General features: G+C 36.5%; 18 protein-coding genes, 1 rRNA gene and 1 riboswitch. Of the genes, 13 read left to right on the top strand and 6 right to left on the bottom strand.

Annotated elements, in window-relative coordinates; translation table 11 throughout:
* The first annotated feature begins 5 nt into the window (after window positions 1-5).
* Window positions 6-121, top strand: a 5S ribosomal RNA gene (gene rrf / locus OEV98_RS15675).
* Between the two features lie 155 nt (window positions 122-276).
* On the opposite strand, the gene OEV98_RS15670 is transcribed toward rrf, so the two are convergent.
* Entirely contained in the window at window positions 277-672 is a 396-nt protein-coding gene (locus tag OEV98_RS15670; RefSeq protein ID WP_263074301.1) for an NUDIX hydrolase, read from the bottom strand.
* A 187-nt stretch (window positions 673-859) separates the two neighbouring features.
* Between OEV98_RS15670 and OEV98_RS15665 the strand changes: the two genes are divergently transcribed.
* The 7 genes from OEV98_RS15665 to OEV98_RS15635 all read left to right on the top strand — a co-directional run bounded on the left by OEV98_RS15665 (window position 860) and on the right by OEV98_RS15635 (window position 9,372).
* A complete protein-coding gene (locus OEV98_RS15665) occupies window positions 860-1,372 on the top strand; it encodes a DNA topology modulation protein (RefSeq protein WP_263074300.1) in 513 nt (170 codons plus the stop codon).
* Between the two features lie 169 nt (window positions 1,373-1,541).
* A complete protein-coding gene (locus OEV98_RS15660; protein ID WP_263074299.1) occupies window positions 1,542-1,955 on the top strand; it encodes an SLAP domain-containing protein in 414 nt (137 codons plus the stop codon).
* A gap of 12 nt (window positions 1,956-1,967) precedes the next feature.
* The gene (locus OEV98_RS15655; RefSeq protein WP_263074298.1) at window positions 1,968-2,417 is read left to right on the top strand and encodes an NUDIX hydrolase; all 450 of its coding nucleotides are present in this window, start codon (window positions 1,968-1,970) and stop codon (window positions 2,415-2,417) included.
* A 43-nt stretch (window positions 2,418-2,460) separates the two neighbouring features.
* On the top strand, window positions 2,461-3,219 hold the full coding sequence (locus OEV98_RS15650; protein ID WP_263074297.1) for an AAA family ATPase: 759 nt from the start codon (window positions 2,461-2,463) through the stop codon (window positions 3,217-3,219).
* 132 nt (window positions 3,220-3,351) lie between these two features.
* Entirely contained in the window at window positions 3,352-4,830 is a 1,479-nt protein-coding gene (locus tag OEV98_RS15645) for an aldehyde dehydrogenase family protein (protein ID WP_263074296.1), read from the top strand.
* A gap of 257 nt (window positions 4,831-5,087) precedes the next feature.
* Window positions 5,088-6,620, top strand: coding sequence for a S1C family serine protease (locus OEV98_RS15640; protein WP_263074295.1), 1,533 nt, complete (start codon window positions 5,088-5,090; stop codon window positions 6,618-6,620).
* 163 nt (window positions 6,621-6,783) lie between these two features.
* Window positions 6,784-9,372, top strand: a complete 2,589-nt coding sequence (locus OEV98_RS15635) for an AAA domain-containing protein (protein WP_263074294.1) — start codon at window positions 6,784-6,786, stop codon at window positions 9,370-9,372.
* Window positions 9,373-9,430: 58 nt separating this feature from the next.
* Here the strand turns inward: OEV98_RS15635 and OEV98_RS15630 are convergent, their stop codons facing one another.
* Window positions 9,431-10,438, bottom strand: a complete 1,008-nt coding sequence (locus tag OEV98_RS15630) for a DUF3231 family protein (RefSeq protein ID WP_263074293.1) — start codon at window positions 10,436-10,438, stop codon at window positions 9,431-9,433.
* Window positions 10,439-10,693: 255 nt separating this feature from the next.
* On the opposite strand from OEV98_RS15630, the gene OEV98_RS15625 reads away from it, so the two are divergent.
* Window positions 10,694-12,154, top strand: a complete 1,461-nt coding sequence (locus tag OEV98_RS15625) for an alanine/glycine:cation symporter family protein (RefSeq protein ID WP_263074310.1) — start codon at window positions 10,694-10,696, stop codon at window positions 12,152-12,154.
* A 76-nt stretch (window positions 12,155-12,230) separates the two neighbouring features.
* Here OEV98_RS15625 and OEV98_RS15620 read toward each other — a convergent pair whose 3' ends face one another.
* Window positions 12,231-13,145, bottom strand: a complete 915-nt coding sequence (locus tag OEV98_RS15620; RefSeq protein ID WP_263074292.1) for a DMT family transporter — start codon at window positions 13,143-13,145, stop codon at window positions 12,231-12,233.
* A gap of 656 nt (window positions 13,146-13,801) precedes the next feature.
* On the opposite strand from OEV98_RS15620, the gene OEV98_RS15615 reads away from it, so the two are divergent.
* Complete coding sequence (locus OEV98_RS15615; protein ID WP_263074291.1) at window positions 13,802-14,269, top strand: GNAT family N-acetyltransferase; 468 nt, start codon at window positions 13,802-13,804, stop codon at window positions 14,267-14,269.
* A 71-nt stretch (window positions 14,270-14,340) separates the two neighbouring features.
* Here the strand turns inward: OEV98_RS15615 and OEV98_RS15610 are convergent, their stop codons facing one another.
* From OEV98_RS15610 to OEV98_RS15600, 3 genes are all read right to left on the bottom strand, one after another.
* Window positions 14,341-15,195, bottom strand: coding sequence for a YitT family protein (locus tag OEV98_RS15610; RefSeq protein ID WP_263074290.1), 855 nt, complete (start codon window positions 15,193-15,195; stop codon window positions 14,341-14,343).
* A gap of 208 nt (window positions 15,196-15,403) precedes the next feature.
* Window positions 15,404-15,946 carry a phosphoribosyltransferase family protein gene (locus OEV98_RS15605; RefSeq protein WP_263074289.1) on the bottom strand — a complete coding sequence of 181 codons (543 nt, stop codon included), beginning with the start codon at window positions 15,944-15,946 and terminating at the stop codon, window positions 15,404-15,406.
* A gap of 30 nt (window positions 15,947-15,976) precedes the next feature.
* The gene (locus OEV98_RS15600) at window positions 15,977-17,050 is read right to left on the bottom strand and encodes an NCS2 family permease (protein ID WP_263074288.1); all 1,074 of its coding nucleotides are present in this window, start codon (window positions 17,048-17,050) and stop codon (window positions 15,977-15,979) included.
* An 86-nt stretch (window positions 17,051-17,136) separates the two neighbouring features.
* Window positions 17,137-17,238, bottom strand: a riboswitch (purine riboswitch).
* Between the two features lie 310 nt (window positions 17,239-17,548).
* On the opposite strand from OEV98_RS15600, the gene OEV98_RS15595 reads away from it, so the two are divergent.
* The 3 genes from OEV98_RS15595 to OEV98_RS15585 all read left to right on the top strand — a co-directional run bounded on the left by OEV98_RS15595 (window position 17,549) and on the right by OEV98_RS15585 (window position 21,179).
* Window positions 17,549-19,378, top strand: coding sequence for a LysM peptidoglycan-binding domain-containing protein (locus OEV98_RS15595; protein ID WP_263074287.1), 1,830 nt, complete (start codon window positions 17,549-17,551; stop codon window positions 19,376-19,378).
* A 302-nt stretch (window positions 19,379-19,680) separates the two neighbouring features.
* A complete protein-coding gene (locus OEV98_RS15590; protein WP_263074286.1) occupies window positions 19,681-20,628 on the top strand; it encodes an aldo/keto reductase family protein in 948 nt (315 codons plus the stop codon).
* Window positions 20,629-20,978: 350 nt separating this feature from the next.
* Window positions 20,979-21,179: a cold-shock protein gene (locus tag OEV98_RS15585; protein WP_263074285.1), complete on the top strand. Its 201-nt coding sequence runs from the start codon at window positions 20,979-20,981 to the stop codon at window positions 21,177-21,179.
* The last annotated feature ends 131 nt before the right edge of the window (window positions 21,180-21,310 follow it).

The following is a 21,310-nucleotide window of genomic DNA, read 5'->3' as shown; positions in this document are numbered from 1 at the left end:
AATTGTCTGGTAACTATGGCGAGAAGGTCACACCCGTTCCCATCCCGAACACGGAAGTTAAGCTTCTCAGCGCCGATGGTAGTTGGGGGTTTCCCCCTGTGAGAGTAGGACGTTGCCAGGCAGAGGGAAGAACAGCTGAAATAAAGCTGTTCTTTTTTGTTTATTTGTAGATTTAAATACATAGTACATATTTGTGCATACAGACTTCTTTTAAAAATTTCATAACGCAAAGTAACAGTTAATATAGAACTATACCAGTCAATAGCTTAAAACAGATTAAAAACTACGACTTATTACCCGTCCGTTATATTCCATTGCATCATTAACTCTAATTCGTTGAATTTCTCCTAATTGTTCTAATGGGAACCATTTATATTCAGAATGCTCTTCACTTAGTTTAATCTCCTTTCCCTTAGGTAAGAAGCAGCGAAACATTGCAACTTGTGATTGAACATTACTATGATAATAAACGCCAGTTAATATCGGATCTTTTACCTCTACACCAAGTTCTTCTATACATTCACGTATTAATGCATCATGAATCGTTTCTCCAGGCTCTATTCCTCCGCCAGGAGTACTCCAACCTTTATTTCCATATGTTCGTTTTAATAGGAGCACCTGACCTTCTGCGTTTAAAATAATTGCATGAGCACCAAACCTATAGGTATTCATATGTAACAATTTTCCCCCTTAGTATTCTTTTTCCTTTTATTCTACCATAAAATTCAGATAATCATTTTCAAAATTAGACAGCATTTTCTGACGTAAATGGAAAATTTGTGTTAAGATAGAATTCGGATTTTTAATTGGTAAAAGTATTTAAATCTACTGAACTATCAATTTATTGAGTAGGTGAACTATGAAAAAAATTATATTGATTGGATCTGGTGGGGCAGGCAAATCTACATTGGCGAGACGGTTAAGTGAAAAATTAAATATTGAAGTTTTTCATCTTGACGCTTTATTTTGGAAGCCGAATTGGGTAATGGTTCCTAGAAACGAACAAATCGAAGTACAGCAACATTTAGTGAAACAACCAGAATGGATTATTGATGGAAACTATAATGGAACAATGGATATTAGGCTCCAGGCAGCAGATACAATTATATTCGTTGATTTACATCGGTTGATTTGCATGTACCGTGCGTTTAAAAGAATGTGGAAATATCGAAAGAAAACAAGGCCAGATATGGGAGATGGCTGTGAGGAAAGATTAGACTGGAGTTTTTTGAAATGGATATGGACCTATCCGAAAAAAAGAAAACCAGAAATTTTATATAAGCTTTCGCAATTAGCTGATGAAAAGAATATTATTATTTTATCCTCACGAAAGGAAATCAGACAGTTTATTGAAACATTGGGAGTAAATTAGTCGCGAAGAAAATGAAAATTCGAACAGCTTACGTCATAGAGAGCTGTTTTTCTTTAAAGCTTGAAATTGTTTACCTTATTTATGATTTTCTGTCTTTACCTTTCTATCTTTGTCTACTTATGTAACAATAAAGTATGAAATCTGTTTAGAAATAGAGGAGAATATTAATATGCAACAATTAGTTTTTGAAGCAGCATGGAATAAAACAATAGCGGATATTGATAGAAGAAAAATTGAACAAGCTTTTCATTTAGGGAAAATTTCGGATACGTTTATTCACTTTCAAATGCTTTGGAGTGCAATTAATCATAGAGGTGAATTATTAATCACCGTTCTTATTCATAACCCAACAGATAAAGCGGTTCAAATAAGAGATGAAAAAATTGTTTATGTTGAAAAGGAAGAAACAGTCGCGGAAAACATATTTACCTTTCCGACATTAGAAATTGGAGCATATTGTAGTTTACCATGGACTTTTATTTTTCCAACACATAAAAAAATTGGGGAACAGTCGGATACGATCGGTCGAACAGAGTATGTAGCTGGTGAATTATTATTAATGGGACAATTAAATAAGCGTTAGGAGGTTATTCCTTTGGGATATGTGGAGGATTTAAGGAAAATCGTCGGACATCGTCCATTAATTTTAGTTGGTGCTGTTACGATTATAGTGGACGAATCAGGGAGAATATTACTGCAACAGCGTACGTATCCAAAGGAAGTTTGGGGATTACCCGGTGGTTTGATGGAATTAGGGGAGTCTACAGAAGAGACTGCCAAACGCGAGGTATTGGAAGAAACCGGTTTATTGGTGGAAAACCTTCAACTAATTGGAGTTTATTCTGGTTCTCATCATTTTGTCCGAGCAGAAAATGGTGATGAGTTTTATTCTGTAACTACTGCTTACCACACACGTGATTTTGCAGGAGAAATTAGGATAGATACGACAGAATCGTTTAAGGCTGAGTTTTTTAGCTTAGCTGAATTTCCCGAGAAGATGGTGAGAAGTCATAAAAATATTAATGAGGATTATGTAAAAAAGTAAAAAAACGAAAGTGATAGCTTTAGATGCGGATGGAGGTGGATTTATGCTTTTAGATGAAGGAAATCAATTTATTAGAAGCATATATTTATTGCGCGATAAAATACCGTCACATCATATTTTTCCTTTCAGCATACCAGTAATTAAACATTTAGATGAGCTTGTGTTCCATCCGAATGTAACATTTATTGTTGGTGAAAATGGGATGGGAAAGTCGACCTTACTAGAGGGGATTGCCGTTGGGCTTGGATTTAATCCAGAAGGCGGTACATTAAATTTTAATTTTGCTAGCTATGAATCTCATTCGAATTTACATGAATTTTTACGGATTGCAAGAGGGGTGCAACGACCGCAGGATCATTTTTTCTTACGGGCGGAAACGTTTTATAATGTAGCAACCAATATTGAAGAGCTAGATGCTGCTCCATCTTTTGGCCGTAAAATTATTGATTCATTTGGTGGGAAATCATTGCATCAGCAATCCCATGGGGAATCGTTTTTTGCTACATTTATCCATCGTTTTCAAGGAAATGGACTATATATTTTAGATGAGCCGGAAGCAGCTCTTTCTCCATTACGTCAAATATCTATGCTTGCAAGAATTCACGAATTGGTTAACGAAGGATCGCAATTTATCATTTCCACACATTCTCCAATTATAATGTCCTATCCATCTGCAAAAATTATGGAGCTATCAGAAAATGGACTTACGGAAACGAAATTTGAGGATATAAATCACTACACAATTATGAAACAATTTTTCGATGACAAGGATCGATTATTGTATCATTTATTTAGTAGTTAATGGAAATTATTATATTTTCGGCGGGCAATAGATTGTAGTTTCACATAAAACATAAATTATTTGAATAAATTCACTCCCAATATAAATACTAACAGTGATTTTAACTAATGATTTTGAGTGGAGGTAACCTAATTGCCTAATGAACCTATTAAAATTGATGCGATTATTAATGGGGAGAAAGTTCCAACGAAGGAAAATGCCCCGCGTGAAAATCCAACGCACCCCGATGAAATTGTCGGGTATGCTCCGTTAAATACAAAAGAAGAAACTGTACAAGCAATTGATGCCGCATACGAAGCATTTCATAGTTGGAAATGGTCTGACGTCGATGAACGGATAGAACGTATGCAAAAGGCAATCCAAAAATTAAAGGATGCCACACCAGAATTAGCAAAGTTATTATCTCGTGAACACGGGAAAGCTTTGTATGATGCAGAGGGAGAGTTTGCAATCTCCATTATGTGGATGGAGTTTGCTTGTAATCATGTCAAAAAGGTAATTGAGCCAGAAATAAAAGAGCATGAAAATGGAAAAACCATCATTACGTTTGATCCAATCGGTGTTGTATCTGCAATTTCCCCATGGAACTATCCGATTTCCCTATCTACTATTAAGGTAGCACCAGCTTTATTAACAGGGAATACGATAGTATTAAAACCTAGCCCATTTGCGCCTTTAGCAGTAAGTAAAGTAATTGAAATTATTGCAAATGAATTTCCACCAGGGGTTGTAAATTTAGTCCACGGAGATGCAGAAGTAGGGGTAGAGCTTACATCAAATCCGAAAATAGCAAAAATAGCATTTACTGGTGGAACAAAGACAGCGAAAAGTATTATGAAAGCCGCTTCGGATACAATCAAAAAGATGACACTAGAATTAGGTGGAAATGATGCAGCGATTGTTTTAGAAGATTTTGATGTGAATGATGAGCGAGCAATGCGCAGAATGGTAATATCAAACTTCTTAACTGCTGGTCAAATTTGTATGATTGCCAAACGAGTGTATGTTCACCGTTCGATTTATGATGAATTTGTTGAAAAATATATTGAAGCTGCTAATAAATGGATACGGGTTGGGGATCCATTTAATCCAGATGTAACAGTAGGTCCTGTCAATAATAAACGGCAAGTAGAATATGTAAAAAGCTTGGTAGAAGATGCAAAAAGTAAAGGTGCAAAGGTCATTCAGCTAGGAAAAATATTAGACCCAGAGCTAATGGATAATGGCTATTTCTTGCAGCCAACATTAGTATTAGGTGCAGATTACCATGATCCAATTGTTGTAGAAGAACAATTTGGTCCAACCGTACCAATCCTGCCTTTTGATGATGAAAAACAAGTTATTGAGCTACATAATGAAAGTATTTATGGATTAACTAGCTCTGTTTGGGGAGAAGTGGATCATGCGGTGAAAGTAGCTCGGCAAATTGAAGCAGGAACAACGATGATTAATACGGCAGCTGTTCAAGGACTAGATGTTCGTTTCCCATTTGGCGGAGTAAAACAGTCAGGTGTTGGCCGTGAGTATGGGGAAGAAGGATTGAAAGCCTATACAGAAACCCATGTTATTAATATACCGAAGAATTTAGAGCTCCCATATATTCCAGAGTAATAAATGATGAATAATAAATTAAGAAGCAATTGTTTATAAATGGTTTGGATTATTCCAAGCCATTTTTTTGTTTTTGTAAAGGATTGTAAATATTTCATCAGATAAAACAATGGATTGAACGAGGAGATCTTCATAGATAGGAACTTTTTTCTATACAAAATTGTATTTTGTTTGTGTTGACATATTCCTGACATATATAAGGTTTATTGTAAATGATGTTAGAAGCATTAGATAAAATTAATCAGAGGGTGATAGCGATGGATAACAAACAATTTGAAAGCAATCAAAATGAAATAGAAAATACGAAACAATATGAAGATAACCCGAATGAAATCAGCAATGACAGCTTGAATAAAGAAAACTATGAAACGACAATGGACAATAGTGAACAAAGTGAATGTCAAAATGTAGCGGATCATGAAGTTGTTTCCTGTGGAAAGAATGAAGAAATATCTACAGACGGTAATGGAGAAGCAGGTGCAGCGAATGAGGAATTCAGCAATAACAACAGATGGTCTAATACAGATACTGATGAAAGCGACCGTATCGAAGAACCAAGCAGTACGAATGCTAAAAATGAAAGGAGAATGGATATGCGAAAAGAAAAGCGTCCTGTATGGAGAAGTGTTGTTGGCTCCATCCTTGCGGGGGTAATCGGGTCTGCAGCTACTTTAACAGTTTTACCATATACCAATTATTTTGAACTACAAAATGAAGGCGCATCTATACAAAAGGAAGCAATCGAACAAACAACAGATACAGCTTCATCAGCATCAACTGTTAATGCACAACCAGTTTCTGCTACTACTAGCAATTCTATTGCGGATATCGTTGAGCAATCATCCCAGGCAATTGTTGGTGTAGCCAACTATTCGAATCAACAAAGCAACCCGTTTGCACAGCAATCGAGCCAGGAAGTTACCACTGCTACAGGAACAGGTTTTGTTTATAAAGTATCAGGAAATGAAGTATATATTGCAACGAATAACCATGTAATTGAAGGGGCAAGTAAAATTGAAGTATCCCTATACAATGGGGACGTTGTAACTGCTGAGCTTGTTGGTACCGACGCATTAACGGATATTGCGGTTCTTAAAATAACGGGAAGCTATGATATAACAGCATTACCATTTGGTGATTCGTCATCCTTACGTGCAGGGGATGAAGTAATTGCGATTGGAAATCCACTAGGTTTAGATTTATCACGCACCGTTACACAAGGTATTATCAGTGCTGTTGATCGGACGATTACGGCATCTACCTCTGCAGGAGAATGGGATATGGATGTAATCCAGACAGATGCAGCAATTAATGCTGGAAACAGTGGCGGTCCATTATTAAATAGTAGCGGTCAAGTTATCGGGATTAATAGCATGAAAATTTCCGAGGAGGGGGTAGAAGGACTAGGATTTGCAATTCCAAGCGAGCAAGTTCTTACAATAATTGAACAGTTAGAAAAAACAGGAAATATTGAACGTCCCTATTTAGGTGTCAGCTTAGCAAGCTTACGAGAAGTACCTCCTTATTATTTACAAAATGTAAATACTGCAAATGTTTCCGAAGGTGCACTAGTAACATCAGTAGATGAAAACTCGGCAGCAGGTAAAGCAGGATTGGCAATGTATGATATTATTGTCTCTGTCAATGGGGAGAAAGTAAGTGATACCGACAGTTTACGGAAGCTATTATATACGGAGCATAAAGTCGGTGATACGGTACGAATCGAATTCTACCATGAGGGGCAATTAAAATCTGTAAATGTAACATTAACTAGCAATCAAGTAAATTAATCCACTACTAATGCAAAAGCCTGCAGTATATCTGTGGGCTTTTACGAGTTATTTAGCGAAACAGACTGGGAAACTATTTCCATCGTAAAATTCGATTTTATTCATACTACTTACCATTGTTTTTGATAAAATAGATAAGTATCTTTTTTAAAAGGAGTAAGACATGGCAAGCATCCAAGATTTAACGGAACAATGGAAAAAAGCATTAAGTATAGAAGCAAATGAATTGAAAACCCAAGGTGGTACGAAGACGATTATCATAAATGGGAAATGTTTAACGAGAAATGAAGACGGAGCAACGTATTGGTTTACCTATTCAGCAGATTTATTACTGCCAGACGGAACACCAATTCGAATACAATATAAAAATCTAGAATGTACAGGTCAAATTGTATCAGTAGAAGGACAGGATGTCATTCTAAAAGTCGATTCCTATATTGGGGAATCGATTAGGGAGGCGATACTTTTTAGTGAGCCATGGGAGTTACTATTAACTTTAGCGAAGCGTTTGGATAGAATTACCGAAAGTCCAATGAAACAAAAGCGTGTCCATCGGTTATTGGCAGCAAATTCCCCAATAAAACATCCACAGGAAAAAGCAAAAAATGAAATTCATGAATTAATACTTCGGGCAAAATATAATTTTACAACCTATGTATGGGGACCTCCAGGAACAGGAAAGACATACACATTGGCACGGATGATTGCTAGGCATTATCAAGCAGGCAAAAAAATATTGATTTTGTCCCATAGTAATGCGGCAGTTGATGTATTAGTATTTGAAGCGGCAACCTACATTCAAAGCAAATACAAATGGAAAACAGGCGACATAGTCCGCTATGGCTTTAGTAGCAATCCAAAAATTAATGAACATCCAGATTTATTAGCAGCTAAATTAGTAGAAAAAAATAGTCCGGAATTACGAATTGAGCAAGCGCAACTAGAGGAAAGCAGAGCGGATTTAAAAAGTACCTATCATCATTCCAAAGGGAAACTGCTCGCAAATACGGAGGCTAAATTAAAGGAAGTACGCTATAAAATTAAAAAAGAAGAAGAACACTATGTGGAAAATGCCAGAGTTATCGGGGCAACCTTATCTAAAGCGGCAATGGATCCGGTCCTATTTGAACGTGAGTATGATTTAATCGTTGTGGATGAAGCAAGTATGGCGTATATTCCGCAAATTGCATTTGCCGCTTCATTAGGAAAACGAATAATTGTATGTGGCGATTTTAAGCAATTACCACCAATAGCAATCTCGAAGCATCGTATAGTAGCAAAATGGTTGTGTCGAGATATTTTTGAAGCGACGAAAATAGTGGAAAATATCGGATTAGAAAAAGCAATTCCAAATCTGATGACGTTAACGAAGCAAAGAAGAATGCATCCGCAAATCTCCCGGTTTACCAATCAATATATATATGGTAATAAAGTGAGTGATCATGCAGCGGTTGCAACAATTCGCCAACCGATAGCAAACATGCAGCCTTTTGTTAACGATGCAGCCATCCTTCTTGATCTCTCGCAGATTGGTGCTTTTGCACTAAAGGATGCTTCCTCTGATTCACGATACAATTTACTATCTGCTTGTATTGCCATGCAATTGATATTATCCGCAAAAGCAAATGGTCTGGATTCCATTGGATATATTACACCATTTAAAGCACAATCTCGGTTCGTAACGGTATTGCTTAAGGAATTTTTTCCAGAAAATCAAGAGGTAATCGGAGATAATAAAATAATTGCAGCAACCGTTCATAAATTTCAAGGCTCAGAGCGGGACATGATTATTTTTGATTCGGTTGATAGCTACCCACAATCCCGTGCAAGTGTTTTACTTACCGATAATAATAGTGAAAAACTCATGAATGTGGCGATCACAAGAGCAAAAGGGAAGTTCATCCATTTAGCAGATCGAAAGTATTTAGAATCTAGAACAGGGAAAAATACCACCATTCGAAAATTAATCGATCATTTTGTTAGTCAAGGTAAAGATTATTCGAGGCAGCAGTTACCGGAGCTTTTAAAAAAAAGCTATGATACACGGCTCCAATGGTTTACAGAGGATTACGAAGAACAAATACGTAAAGATATTGCACAGGCGAAAAAAATCACCATCTCCATATCAATTCCAAATAAAATGAATAACAAACTATGGAGGGCATTCATACACGCAGAAAATAATACACATATAACGGTGATTAGTTCTCGTAAAGAAGGAATTCCACTTCGGAAATTTGACCATATCGCAATGGATTTAGTGCAGCCTTTTATCGACATCGATGGGCAAATCATCTGGATTGGTTTACCTTTTATCGAAACGAATTTCGAATCGTCGCCAAAGCAACCATTTATCACTTGTAGACTGGAGGCTAAAAAGGTCATACAATCCGTTTATCGATTCATTCATTTTCCAACGGCTTCTTCTAGACGTGTGGAAAGAGAGCAAAAACCAATTAGCTATCAGCCAACTTATTCGTTAGGCAAGTATATTCGTTCCTGGGACCAATGTCCAAACTGTAATAGTATTCGCCAAATCCAAACAAAACAGGATGGATCTATTACGCTAGCGTGTGACCATTGTGGGATGCCGGGGAGAATTACAGTCTACTTTTTAGAAAAGTTTTTAACGTTCACTGATTTACGCTGTACCACCTGCAATCGACCATTAGAAGCGGTTGAGGATGGAAAACAAGCATCAGTAACTTGTAGTCACTGCCATGTAAACATACCGGTACAAACATTATTATAGAATAACGATGGGATTGTCCACGACTGATTTAGGTTTTGTGAGCGGACAATCCCATTAGTTAATTTTTGTGTAAATTAGTTCGGTCAATTGCGAGTGGTATTTGTTCCATCCAACCTTGTCCTATCATAATATTTGCCCCATCTTCTACATATAAGCCAATATCCTTTAACAATCGTAAATACAGAGCAGAAATATCACGTCTTCCATTAAGGGACAATGCATTGGCATAGGACCTGATTTTCATTGTAAACATATCAATTTTATGCCATAGCATCAGCTTGTCGGAAAACGGAGCAACGGTTGTAATATGAACAAGCTCATCCAAAAAGGAAGGCGCGAGTAAATCGTCTTTATGTAGCTGCCCGGAACATAATTCAATGTGTTTAGTGGTTAATTCCTTCCCGCGAATGAGAAACTTTTTAACTTTGTCGTTTTTTGCCACTTGGCTAAATCCTAATAACAATGCTTTACTCGTAACATTATTTTCAATATTATCGTAAAGATGTGTTACCTCAAGAGCATGAAGAGTTCGAACTTTTCCAAAGAAGCCATTTAAAAAGCTTTGACCTTCTACATTCTTCCTTTTGTCTGGGACAGGTAAGGAAGGGGGCAGGAATAAATATCCTTTAGAATGTAATAGCTCATTTACTTTTGTTACTAGTTTAACAGTGTCCGCTAATACTTTGATAAAAAATTCTCGAATATGTTCACGGACCATAAGTGGAATAGCAATGGAATATAAATTCATACCTGCTTTACTCGTATATTTTAAATAATGCAGATAAAATTCATCAGAAAACAATCTTGGTGCAGTTAAATTTACGTCTTTTTCATTAAATCCGAACGGGATTGGAAAATGATCCTGTTGGTAAAAATCAGTAATACTTTCAATGATGAAATGGCATAATTTCAATGCATCTGCAAGGACGTTTTTGATTTCTGGGTCTTCACAATGGTTTTGATAGTAGTTTAACACTTGGATTGCCATCGAGTTCCCCATATAAGTAGCCCATAATTTTCCCATTTCGGTGCTAGGCATTTGATTATGACTCGGACTGTCATTCATGATGCTTCCTCCTAAAAGTTTGTCCTATATGTAATTTGTATTATGTAATATGTCCAATAATGGAAAAAAATATGTTGTTATCATTTTTAGATGAAGCTCATTCTAGCAAAAAACAGATGTATTTATTGGTAATAGGTAATTCGTAGGAAATTTTGGTTTGTTTATTGTTTGATTATACAGAATAATCTATAATTACTATTTGAAACGAGTTGTATAAAATATTGCGAAAATGGAGGGGACAATGTGACTGAGTGGATTAGTAACATCGCAAATTCCGTTTATAATGTGTTATGGAGTCCGGTATTGATTGTTTTCATCATTGTGGTTGGTGTCATATTTTCCATTATGACTCGATTTGTCCAAGTAAGGCTAATTAAGGACATGGTTGTACAAATGTTTAAAGGAAAAAGCTCAAAGGCAGGAGTTTCTTCGTTTCAAGCATTGTCGGTTGCTTTATCTGGTAGGGTAGGTACAGGAAATATTGCTGGGGTAGCAACAGCTATAGCCTATGGTGGACCAGGTGCCGTGTTTTGGATGTGGTTAATTGCATTTTTTGGAGCAGCTACCTCTTTCGTAGAGTCCACATTAGGACAAATTTACAAAACAAAGCAAGACGGAGAATATCGTGGTGGTCCTGCCTACTATATTGAAAAAGGACTCGGGTATCGGTGGTATGGGATAATCTTTGCCGTCGCAGCATTGATTGCAATGGCGATTCTAATGCCCGGCGTACAGTCAAATGCGATTGCTTCTAGCTTTCAGCAAGCATTTTCGTTAAATAAGTGGATTACAGGTATTCTTATTATTCTTTGTTTAGCTTTTATTATTTTTGGTGGCTTAAAGCGGATTGCAAATACGGCACAATTGATTGTTCCTTTTATGGCACTTGGTTACATATTAGTAGCACTGATCATTATTGTCATGAATATCGAAAAAGTTCCTGCAGTATTTCAGCTTATCTTTTCTAGTGCATTTGGCATGAATCAAGTATTTGGTGGAATAATTGGGAGTGCAATTTCTTGGGGAGTACAGCGGGGAATCTATTCCAATGAAGCTGGCCAAGGAACTGGTCCACATGCAGCATCAGCAGCAGAGGTTTCCCATCCAGCTAAACAAGGATTAGTACAAAGCTTTTCCATCTATATTGATACACTGCTCGTCTGCTCAGCAACTGCTTTTATGATTATTTTTACCGGCTCCTTTAATGTTTATGCTGCTGATGGGGAAACCCTTTTAGTCGATAATATTGGACAGCAGGTAGAGGTAGGACCTAATTATACGCAGACGGCGATTGACGCTAATTTATCCGGTTTTGGCTCGCCTTTTGTCGCAATATCACTATTTTTCTTTGCATTCACCACAATTATGGCCTACTATTACATCTCGGAGGTCAATGTTGTGTATTTATTAGGAAACAGGAATAAAAAGGTTATAATGTTTGTTTTAAAAATTGTTTTGTTAGCATCGACTATGTTTGGTGCCATTCGAGAAGCAAAACTAGCATGGACGTTTGGAGATATTGGTCTTGGATTAATGGTGTGGCTGAATTTAATTGCGATCGTTTTCCTCTATAAACCTGCAATCCAAGCATTGAAGGATTATGAAATCCAAAAGAAGAAGGGACTCGATCCGCGCTATAATTCTAGTAAGTTAGGCGTAAAAAATGCCGATTATTGGGAAAATGGTTACAGCGGAGATGAGGAAGAAGCATCTTAACTATGGAATAGGGGAATAAAATATATGAATAAGGGACTAGTAATACATTTTAATATAGCTAGTCCCTTTTTCTCAATTAGAAATTTCCTACTTTATCTAATGGCTGCATTGGTGCTTTTTTCAATTGTTTGCGGTTAATTAAATAAATACTGAATAGAATAAGTATCATTCCTGCGAACAAGTTAATTGTAAATGGTTCATGTAAAAATAGTGTTCCAATTAATACCGCAATTAATGGGACTAAGAAAGTAAAGGAACTAACTTTACTGGACTCACCAGAACTCATTAGCTTGTAGTAGAGTGCTGTAGCAACTGTTACACCTAAAATACTTCCGTATAGTAGGGAGAATACATATGGCATATTCCAAGTGATTTCTGAAAAATCTTCTACGACCATTCCAGAAGCGGTTAATAAGACGCCACCTACAATATTTTGTAGTGCAACTAGCCATAGTCCATTCACTAGTCCACTTGTTTTCTTCACATAGACGACACCTATCGCCCAACCGATACCAGTTATTAAAGCTAATGTAATCCCAAGAAATGAAATCGAACCTGAAATTCCATCAAAACTAACAATAACGACACCGATAAATCCGATTAACATTCCAATTATTTTCATGAATGTTAAAGATTCCTTTAGCCATAACCATGCAAGTAGCACAACTAGTACTGGCTGTAAATAAACGATTACAGAAAATAAGCCCGACGGTAAATATTGTAAACCGATCGTTTGCACACCATTAAAAATAATGATATTGAAAAAAGATGAAATAACATAGACTGGCCATGTTTTTTTCCATTGAATTTCCTTCCACTTTGGAAAGAGAAAAATGGATAATAAAATGCCTCCCAACAATGTCCGCATTCCAGCAAATAATAAAGGAGGTGTATATTCGATAGCCACTTTATAAATTGGCCAAACTAAACCCCATACAAGGACTACTAATGCAATGCTCATGATTGCTTTCGATTTCGAAAGCTTTTCCATTCATATCTTCCTCTCGTTGTAAACTCTTTGGAATTCCAATCACAAGCATATAACTGCTTCACTATTTTTTGGAATTACCTATAGAATATGATAATAGTAAAATGGCAAAAAAAAATAAAACGATTTTTTTAGCATAGTCCATTATAACGCTTCAATCGAAAAATGCAATAAAAGATGCTCGAACGTAAGTATGGGAACAAAAGGGGGCATGTGGTTTGAAAATTAAAGCAGAATGGCATAACAACTTATAAAACAGAAAAAGATAAGCACACCGTATGCTTACCTTTTTCTTCATCCAATGTGAATAAGATTATGTGACTTGTGTAAGACCCTTTTTGCTTAAGATACGGCTGGCATTCGTAGGATAGTCTGTATCCATGCAGTTCTGTAGCTTATGGCAAATGCCAGCTTCATCAACAAAATATTTATTTTGGAAATTAAGCGGAAAAGAGTTTTCAAAGTAAATCCCTCCACATGGAATAATAGTGTTAAAGGTTAACACTATTTATTACTTTTTACCTGTAGTACTATTTTATTCTTCGTTAATAAAAAGAGATATGTAATTTTTTCTAAATGTTCACTATTTTATATTTAAAAATATTGTATAATTATAACATTTAATAAATCGCCTGATTTAAATGTAAAAGGGGAAATGTATGGAGATTAAGATCGATAATTTAGAGCGAGCAGAAGTGAAAATTTTAATTGATGAGCATCTTCGTGGAATGAAACAACATTCTCCACCAGAAAGTATTCATGCTCTTGGTTTGGAAGCATTGAAAGGTTCCGATATAACATTTTATTGTGCCTGGGAGAATGAGGAATTGCTTGGATGTGGAGCATTAAAAGAGCTTGACCCGGCACACGGTGAGATAAAATCGATGCGAACGGCTATTACCCATCTTCGAAAAGGGGTGGCAAAGCAAATACTTTCCCATCTATTAGAGGAAGCGAAACGACGTGGCTATCAACGAATAAGTTTAGAAACTGGTTCAATGGCAGCCTTTGAGCCAGCAAGAAAACTTTATGAAAGCTTTGGATTTCAATACTGTCCGCCTTTTGCCAATTATAAAGAAGATCCAAATAGTTTTTTTATGACAAAATTATTAGAGACAACTTTTTAAATTAATGGAGTAGGGTGGGGATAAAAGAAGCTGTCGAAAAATATATTTTTCGACAGCTTCTATTCGTTGATTTACCAAATTTGATGAAATCTCCCAATAACATTCTGTGTCGATATAATACTCACAAAGGAACTAGGATCTACTGACTTTACAATCTTCTTAAATTGATGCATTTCACCCTTCATAATCACACAATATAAAACCGATTTTTCATGATGTGTATAGCCTCCACTTGCATTCCAAATCGTAGTCCCACGGTGCATTTCATGGGTAATTGCATTACTAACAGCTTCCCCTTTTTCCGTGACAATCAGTAAGGAGATACGATCTACATGATTTAAAATAATATTATAGGTTTTCATATTCACAAATAAATACACAATCGTATATAATGCTATTTCACTACCGTAAATAAACCCAGAAATGACAACGATAATACCATTTATAATTAAATTGGATTTTCCGACCGTAATATTTTTATATTTTGAGATGACTCTTGATAAAATATCAAGACCACCTTGTGATCCACCTCTCCGAAGGACAAGTCCACAGCCTAATGCGTTGAATACTCCACCAAAGATTGCCGAGAGTAAAATATTATCTGTCCAAAAATGTTGGATCGGAAGCACATAAAGAAATATTGATACTAATACTGTTGAAAAAATCGTGTAGGCACTAAATTTTTTTCCTAAATGAATAAATCCTAAAATAAGTAGAGGTATATTTAATACAAAATAGAAAAAAGCAACATTTACTGGAAAGAAATGATTAATAATTTGTGAGATTCCTGTTAATCCTCCAGATAACATTCCCGCTGGTATCGTCAGCATATTGAGTCCAAATGCAGACATGAATGTACCAAGTATCATGAAAGGTATATCTAGTAGAACTGAAGAGTCTTTCTTAGCTGTAGCGGTCATTTCCATATGAAATTTTCCCTCATTTTCTTTAAAAAAGTTACAAAACAACTATATATATTATCACAATCAGTTTTCCTTTCAATATTAATTTCGTGAAATAATTTCAAATGATTGTAAAAAAAAGTAATAAAGAAAAAAACTCTCAAACCGGTGGTATGCTTTAACCAATGGCATGAGAGTTTACCTGTTATTTTTTCATATTTTAAGAGATAAATTATAATTCGGTAAATATCGGTAATTTTTCTAAATAAATAATATCACTACGTTCGGTAGCATCTCCTTCGGCAAGAATAGCCGCCTTTGCAACTACTGTTCCGCCAGCTTTTGTTACCAGTTCCTCTAATGCACGAATGGATTCCCCAGTACTAATCACATCATCAATTATTGCTACTCGTTTACCAGCTAATAGCTGTGCATCCTTCTGATCTAAGCAAAGTAATTGCTCCTTCTGTGTAGTGATCGAAACGACCTCATTGATTAATGGATTGTCCATATATGGTTTGACGCTTTTTCTAGCAACAACATAATGAGGCATATTTCGTTCTTTTGCAAGCTCGTATATTAATGGAATGCCTTTTGCTTCCGCTGTAACAAGAATATCCACAGCAGGTAATTTTTCTGCTAAAAGTGGGGCAGTGGCCGTTACCATTTCTGTGTCTCCTAATAATACGAAACTAGCAATTTTAAGATTTTCGGCAATCGGAATAATCGGTAATTCGCGTATGACACCTGCAACCTGTAATTTATATGTATTCATCAAATGTACACCTCATTTTTTTATGAAAAATTAAATGCCAAATAATCCTAATAAAAATTCCATAATCACACCAGCTAGTAATCCAAAGAACGGATCCGAAATGGCAGTTACAATCATTGTGACGCCTGCAATAATCGGAGAACCTGCACCTTCCGCAGTTAAAGCGGTCGTCGCATTCCCAGGTAAGGTTACGATAGCACCTAATACAAATAAAAACCCTGCAATCGATGCACTTGGAACGAATTTTCCAATCTTCGGTAAAAGCTTAAGAAGTAGTATTGCTGCCATAATCACCATCATAATGACACCTGCCCATACAGCGTGTGGTGCACTAGCAGTTGCCGAGATGATTACTTCCACAGGACCTCCTCCGAATAAGGATGAAGCCATATCTGCTAAACTACTAATAATCGTTAATGTGTCAATGTTTACATCTTCTCCAGCAATTCCTGCATTGATGGAACCGAACGCAATATTTGCCCCGATATTTAAACAAACAAGCGCAAGGGCTCCGCGAATAACTGTCGGATTAATGATAAATTTTTGCAATGTAAATTTATCTTCTACCATATTTTTTACAACTGATTCATCATCTTTTTTCGTAAAGTAATAAACAATACTAGAAAGAACGACAGAAATCGTAATCGTATAAACTAAATCTTGTGTCGCAACATAAACAATCAAGGCACTAATAAAAGAAGTGATTCCAACGAGTCGATCTTTCTTTGCCATATCCCAGGCAATCCTCGCCAACATGAAACCTACCCCAGCCATCATCCCGTTCGTAATAACTGGTCCAATCCATGAAACAATTTGTTCCATTAAACCGAAACAGCTGATAACTACTAATAGGAGCGCTCCAAAGAAAATCATCGACAAACGTTCACGCATATTTTTTCCCATTGTTCCTGCTACACTAATTGTCTCCGCTTGAAAGGAGATAACGGCAACATTGCTTGTAAAGGCATTACCCAATGCGCCAACAATAAATGCGAGAGCGGTTGGTACGGATGCAAACCCGAACGATAATGCGAGTAATCCTTGTGGTAAACCGTTCAGTACTACACTTATAGCTGCTAAAAAATCTTTCAGTAAATCTTCCATCCTTCTTCTCCTTTTCCATCCCCGAACAAAATGGAAGGCTCTTAGAAAATAAAAAAACCGCTATGCGTAAACGGAGCGGTTATTCCTAAGAATATACTACCGTCCATAGTAGAGTAATTTACGGTTACTCTGTAGAAACTCCTAGACCTTATTACTAGGATTATAAGGGGTATTATCGAACATTAATTAAATTATATTACAAAACGTTCGTATTTTAAAGACTATTTTAAAAAATAACTCGAATTCTTCTCGTTCTTTTTCTAAATTGCTGTCGAATCAAAAAGCGATGGTTAGTTTCACCCAAGTTAAATCTACTATATTAAGTAGAAACATTCATACAGGAAAAGCCTGATGCATACAGTTGGATGGAAGCTAAATATTTCGTGGGAATTTAGTATGTACTATTTAATTATTCTTTTGGGATGAATGATTTATTGTAGACAAATGCTCAATCAATTTTTTACTTAAAGTATGAAAGGGAGAATGGGAGGGAATCTGATGCAAAGCTTTTATACGGTTCGGCCAAATGATACTTTATTTAACATTGCCAATCGCTGGAGCCTACCAGTGGAATCCTTAATAGCGGCAAATAATATTGCGCCACCGTACACAATTTTCGTTGGCCAACAACTATCAATACCACCAGGTGTAGATGTATATCGAGTAAAGCAAGGGGACACTGTTAATCAAATTGCCCAAGCTTATGGGATTGACCCGTCAGTAATTATTGCTGCGAATGGACTGCAGCCACCATATGTGATTTTTCCAGAACAACTTTTGAAGATTCCTCCTGGCGTATCGTATTATGTCGTGCAACCTGGGGATTCACTATATTTAATTGCGAGACGATATAATGTTACGACGAATGGACAAGTGAACATAAACCGGCTCCGCCAAGCAAATCAGCTAACATCGGATGTGCTTTTTCCAGGGATGAGACTACTCATTCCATATGCACCACCAGGCGGTCAGGGAAGGCTTGCCTATTTTTCTAATCAAAGTGGAAATTATGATCTATGGCTATATTACCCGAGTAATGGTGCAAGCCAGCAAATTACCTTAGGATTAGGGGAGTCTTTTTCCATCCCGTTCTGGTCACCAGATAGTAGTAAAATTGCATTTGTTGGTAAAAACGCGATCCTTTACGTTATAAATCTAGCTAATAATACCATTGCTAGTATCGATCAGTTTTCCGAAGGGCTTGGGGTATTTGTCGATTGGTCACCAGATAGTCAAAAGCTAGTCTATTCCAAACAAAATGAAATCACAATTTATCATGTTGGAACTCACCAGGCGCAAAAAATAAGCCAGCAAAATGTATCAGATGTGCAATGGTTCCCAAATGGGGAAGAACTTTTATTTCAGGCAACAGATGCTTTCGGAGTCAGCCAGTTATTCCGAATGCGAAGTGATGGAAGCAGTAAACAACAATTAACCGAGAATAATGAAGGAAGGCGAAACAATATCCGGCTTTCACCAGACGGAACCTATGCGCTTTATACTACACCAGGAGCGAGTGTATCCTTATTAAAGACGATCGAACTAGCAACCGGAAGAATTTTTGACGTTCCGGGGGGACCACTTGGGAAAAATTATTATCCAGAATGGTCTAGTGATTTCTCGAGTATTGCTTATAGTTCCAGTACTTTTGAGGATAGGGGATATTTTTCTCTTATTCGAACTACTGATAAGCAAGGAACGAGAGATCGAACGGTGGCGATATCGAATTGTTATGGCACACCAGTTACTTGGACTCCTAATGGGAGAAAGGTTGCGTATTTATCTGGATGTACACTAGAAACAGGTGCGAGTGAAATTTGGTTACTCGATCTTAATCATCTTGTTCCAATTCCATTAGTAAAGGGTGGCAATATTGTCTCCTTACAATGGTCTCCTGTTCTAACGTCTCTGATGAAACAAACATATACAAATACAAGATTAAAAGTACAATTGCAATTTCCGGCTAGCTGGGCACCATCATTACTTTCTGAGGATCGTTTTGAAGGTGAGGATGGATTTTTCCAAGTTTCTGCACTTGCGTCCAATGCATCGTTAGAAGAGGTATGTCATAGTGACGCATACCATCAATTGATGCCTTATGGATCAGAGCCACATATTATTCCGACGCAAATTCAAAACGAGGAAGCTTGTTTTATTTTTCCATCCGAAGATCAACCGCCACAAATGAACCATCAAGCATCTCTAATTGTACGTTACCCAACACCAGTCGTACTGAACGGAATGACATATAACTTTTTCATTCTTTGGGCAGATAAAAATCATATCGAAGAAATTAGTAGAACGCTAAAGTTTTTATCAGAATTATAGGAAGTATAATTAATAGAAAGGTAGAAGAAGGCTGGTACAGAAGTAAATTTTTCGAGAAAATTCCTAAACTTTCGATAATTGGATAATTTTGGAGACTGATTGGAGTGAAGGGCTCGAGCCAGGCAAGCGGAAAGCGTCCCCTAAAACAGAAATCCAATTTATTCTTATCATTAAAACATCCTCTTTTTTTGAAATTTTCAGTACTTATTAGAAGAGACTTTTGGGCATACGTGTTAAAATGAAGCTGTTAGGAATACAAGCATATTCCGAAATAATTCATATTTAAAGGGGAGTACGTGAAAATGGAGTATCGTCGTTTAGGTAATACTGGTCTTAAAGTAAGTGAAATAAGTCTAGGCAGCTGGTTAACGTATGGTGGATATGTGGAGGAAAATAATGCTACAGCATCAATTGATAAAGCATATGAGCTAGGAATTAATTTTTTTGATACGGCTAATGTTTATATGCGTGGGGAAGCAGAGAAGGTAGTAGGAAAAGCATTAAGTAAATATGATAGAAGCTCCTACGTATTAGCTACAAAGGTTTTTGGGAAAATGGGCGATGGTCCAAATGATGCTGGACTATCACGTAAGCATATTATGGAGCAATGTCATGCTAGTTTAAAAAGACTTGGAACGGATTATATTGACATCTATTATTGTCACCGTTATCATCCTGAAACACCATTAGAAGAAACATTACGCGCACTAGATGATTTGGTTAGACAAGGAAAAGTGCTTTACTTTGGTGTTAGTGAATGGACAGCAGAGCAAATGAGTGAGGCTGTTCATATTGCTGATAAAAAGCTATTGGATCGAATTGTAGTTAATCAACCAAATTATAGTATGCTGCATAGAAATATTGAAAAGGAAATTATTCCAGTGAGTGAAAAGCATGGAATTGGTCAAGTAGTATTTTCCCCATTAGCACAAGGTGTTTTGACAGGAAAATACAAAAAAGGCGAAGCAGCACCTGCAGGTAGCCGGGCTGCCCAAGAGAGTATTCAGTCCATGAATCACGTACTAACCGAAGAAAACTTAGAAAAAGTAGAAAATCTTAAAAAAATCGCAGAAACGGAAAATCTCACACTATCGCAACTAGCAATCGCTTGGATCTTAAGACAGCCAAACGTTGCCAGTGCGCTAGTTGGTGCAAGCCGTCCAGAACAACTAGAGGAAAACGTTAAAGCATCTGGAGTTAAGTTAAAAGAAGAAACTCTACAACAAATTGAAGAAATCTTGTCAATTTAATAGGATAAAGAAACTGCCGTTGATGTAAAAAGCATCAACGGTTTTTTTTGTACAATGCACTCAACTTATGGAAAGATTGCCTTCGAGACCTGTATACGTCCTAAGGAAGGGTAGCTATAAACATGAGTTTATCTATTCCTTTCCATCATTCATAAAAAAATCTAAATTAAATTTAATATATTTTCTCCAAAAGGTTGCTTTTTTAAAAAATACGAGGTACAATAAGGATGTTATTTTTGTTCGGGATGTAAGGAAAGAATAAGTCTTTAAAACTTTTCGCCTTTGATATCTAAATGAACACAAATAGTAATAAAACGTGGATAAGGTTCCACATAAGGAGATTACACATTATGCAACAAGGTACAGTTAAATGGTTTAACGCAGAAAAAGGTTTCGGTTTCATCGAAGTACAAGGTGGAGACGACGTATTCGTACATTTCTCAGCTATCCAAGGCGAAGGTTTTAAAACTTTAGAAGAAGGTCAAAAAGTTTCTTTTGACACTGAGCAAGGTCAACGCGGTCTTCAAGCTACTAACGTAGTTAAACTTTAATCTTTTTAAAAAGGACTCTCCAAAGGAGTCCTTTTTTCTTTTCTGAAAAAATGCTTGTTTCATCTGGAATGTATAAATTCCACGTGGAAGCAGGCATTTTTTATTTGGTAAAAGAAAACAATTCGCGAAAC

It is taken from the genome of Perspicuibacillus lycopersici (assembly GCF_025660475.1).
GTDB classification, from domain to species: domain Bacteria; phylum Bacillota; class Bacilli; order Bacillales; family Caldibacillaceae; genus Perspicuibacillus; species Perspicuibacillus lycopersici.
This window is presented reverse-complemented; position numbering and strand designations above follow the sequence as displayed.

What these genes read in the sequence shown, in the direction of transcription:
- OEV98_RS15670 (WP_263074301.1), bottom strand. Translation starts at nt 672, where the DNA reads ATGAATACCTATAGGTTTGGTGCTCATGCAATTATTTTAAACGCAGAA.
- OEV98_RS15665 (WP_263074300.1), top strand. Translation starts at nt 860, where the DNA reads ATGAAAAAAATTATATTGATTGGATCTGGTGGGGCAGGCAAATCTACA.
- OEV98_RS15660 (WP_263074299.1), top strand. Translation starts at nt 1,542, where the DNA reads ATGCAACAATTAGTTTTTGAAGCAGCATGGAATAAAACAATAGCGGAT.
- OEV98_RS15650 (WP_263074297.1), top strand. Translation starts at nt 2,461, where the DNA reads ATGCTTTTAGATGAAGGAAATCAATTTATTAGAAGCATATATTTATTG.
- OEV98_RS15640 (WP_263074295.1), top strand. Translation starts at nt 5,088, where the DNA reads ATGGATAACAAACAATTTGAAAGCAATCAAAATGAAATAGAAAATACG.
- OEV98_RS15635 (WP_263074294.1), top strand. Translation starts at nt 6,784, where the DNA reads ATGGCAAGCATCCAAGATTTAACGGAACAATGGAAAAAAGCATTAAGT.
- OEV98_RS15630 (WP_263074293.1), bottom strand. Translation starts at nt 10,438, where the DNA reads ATGAATGACAGTCCGAGTCATAATCAAATGCCTAGCACCGAAATGGGA.
- OEV98_RS15620 (WP_263074292.1), bottom strand. Translation starts at nt 13,145, where the DNA reads ATGGAAAAGCTTTCGAAATCGAAAGCAATCATGAGCATTGCATTAGTA.
- OEV98_RS15615 (WP_263074291.1), top strand. Translation starts at nt 13,802, where the DNA reads ATGGAGATTAAGATCGATAATTTAGAGCGAGCAGAAGTGAAAATTTTA.
- OEV98_RS15610 (WP_263074290.1), bottom strand. Translation starts at nt 15,195, where the DNA reads ATGGAAATGACCGCTACAGCTAAGAAAGACTCTTCAGTTCTACTAGAT.
- OEV98_RS15605 (WP_263074289.1), bottom strand. Translation starts at nt 15,946, where the DNA reads ATGAATACATATAAATTACAGGTTGCAGGTGTCATACGCGAATTACCG.
- OEV98_RS15600 (WP_263074288.1), bottom strand. Translation starts at nt 17,050, where the DNA reads ATGGAAGATTTACTGAAAGATTTTTTAGCAGCTATAAGTGTAGTACTG.
- OEV98_RS15595 (WP_263074287.1), top strand. Translation starts at nt 17,549, where the DNA reads ATGCAAAGCTTTTATACGGTTCGGCCAAATGATACTTTATTTAACATT.
- OEV98_RS15590 (WP_263074286.1), top strand. Translation starts at nt 19,681, where the DNA reads ATGGAGTATCGTCGTTTAGGTAATACTGGTCTTAAAGTAAGTGAAATA.
- OEV98_RS15585 (WP_263074285.1), top strand. Translation starts at nt 20,979, where the DNA reads ATGCAACAAGGTACAGTTAAATGGTTTAACGCAGAAAAAGGTTTCGGT.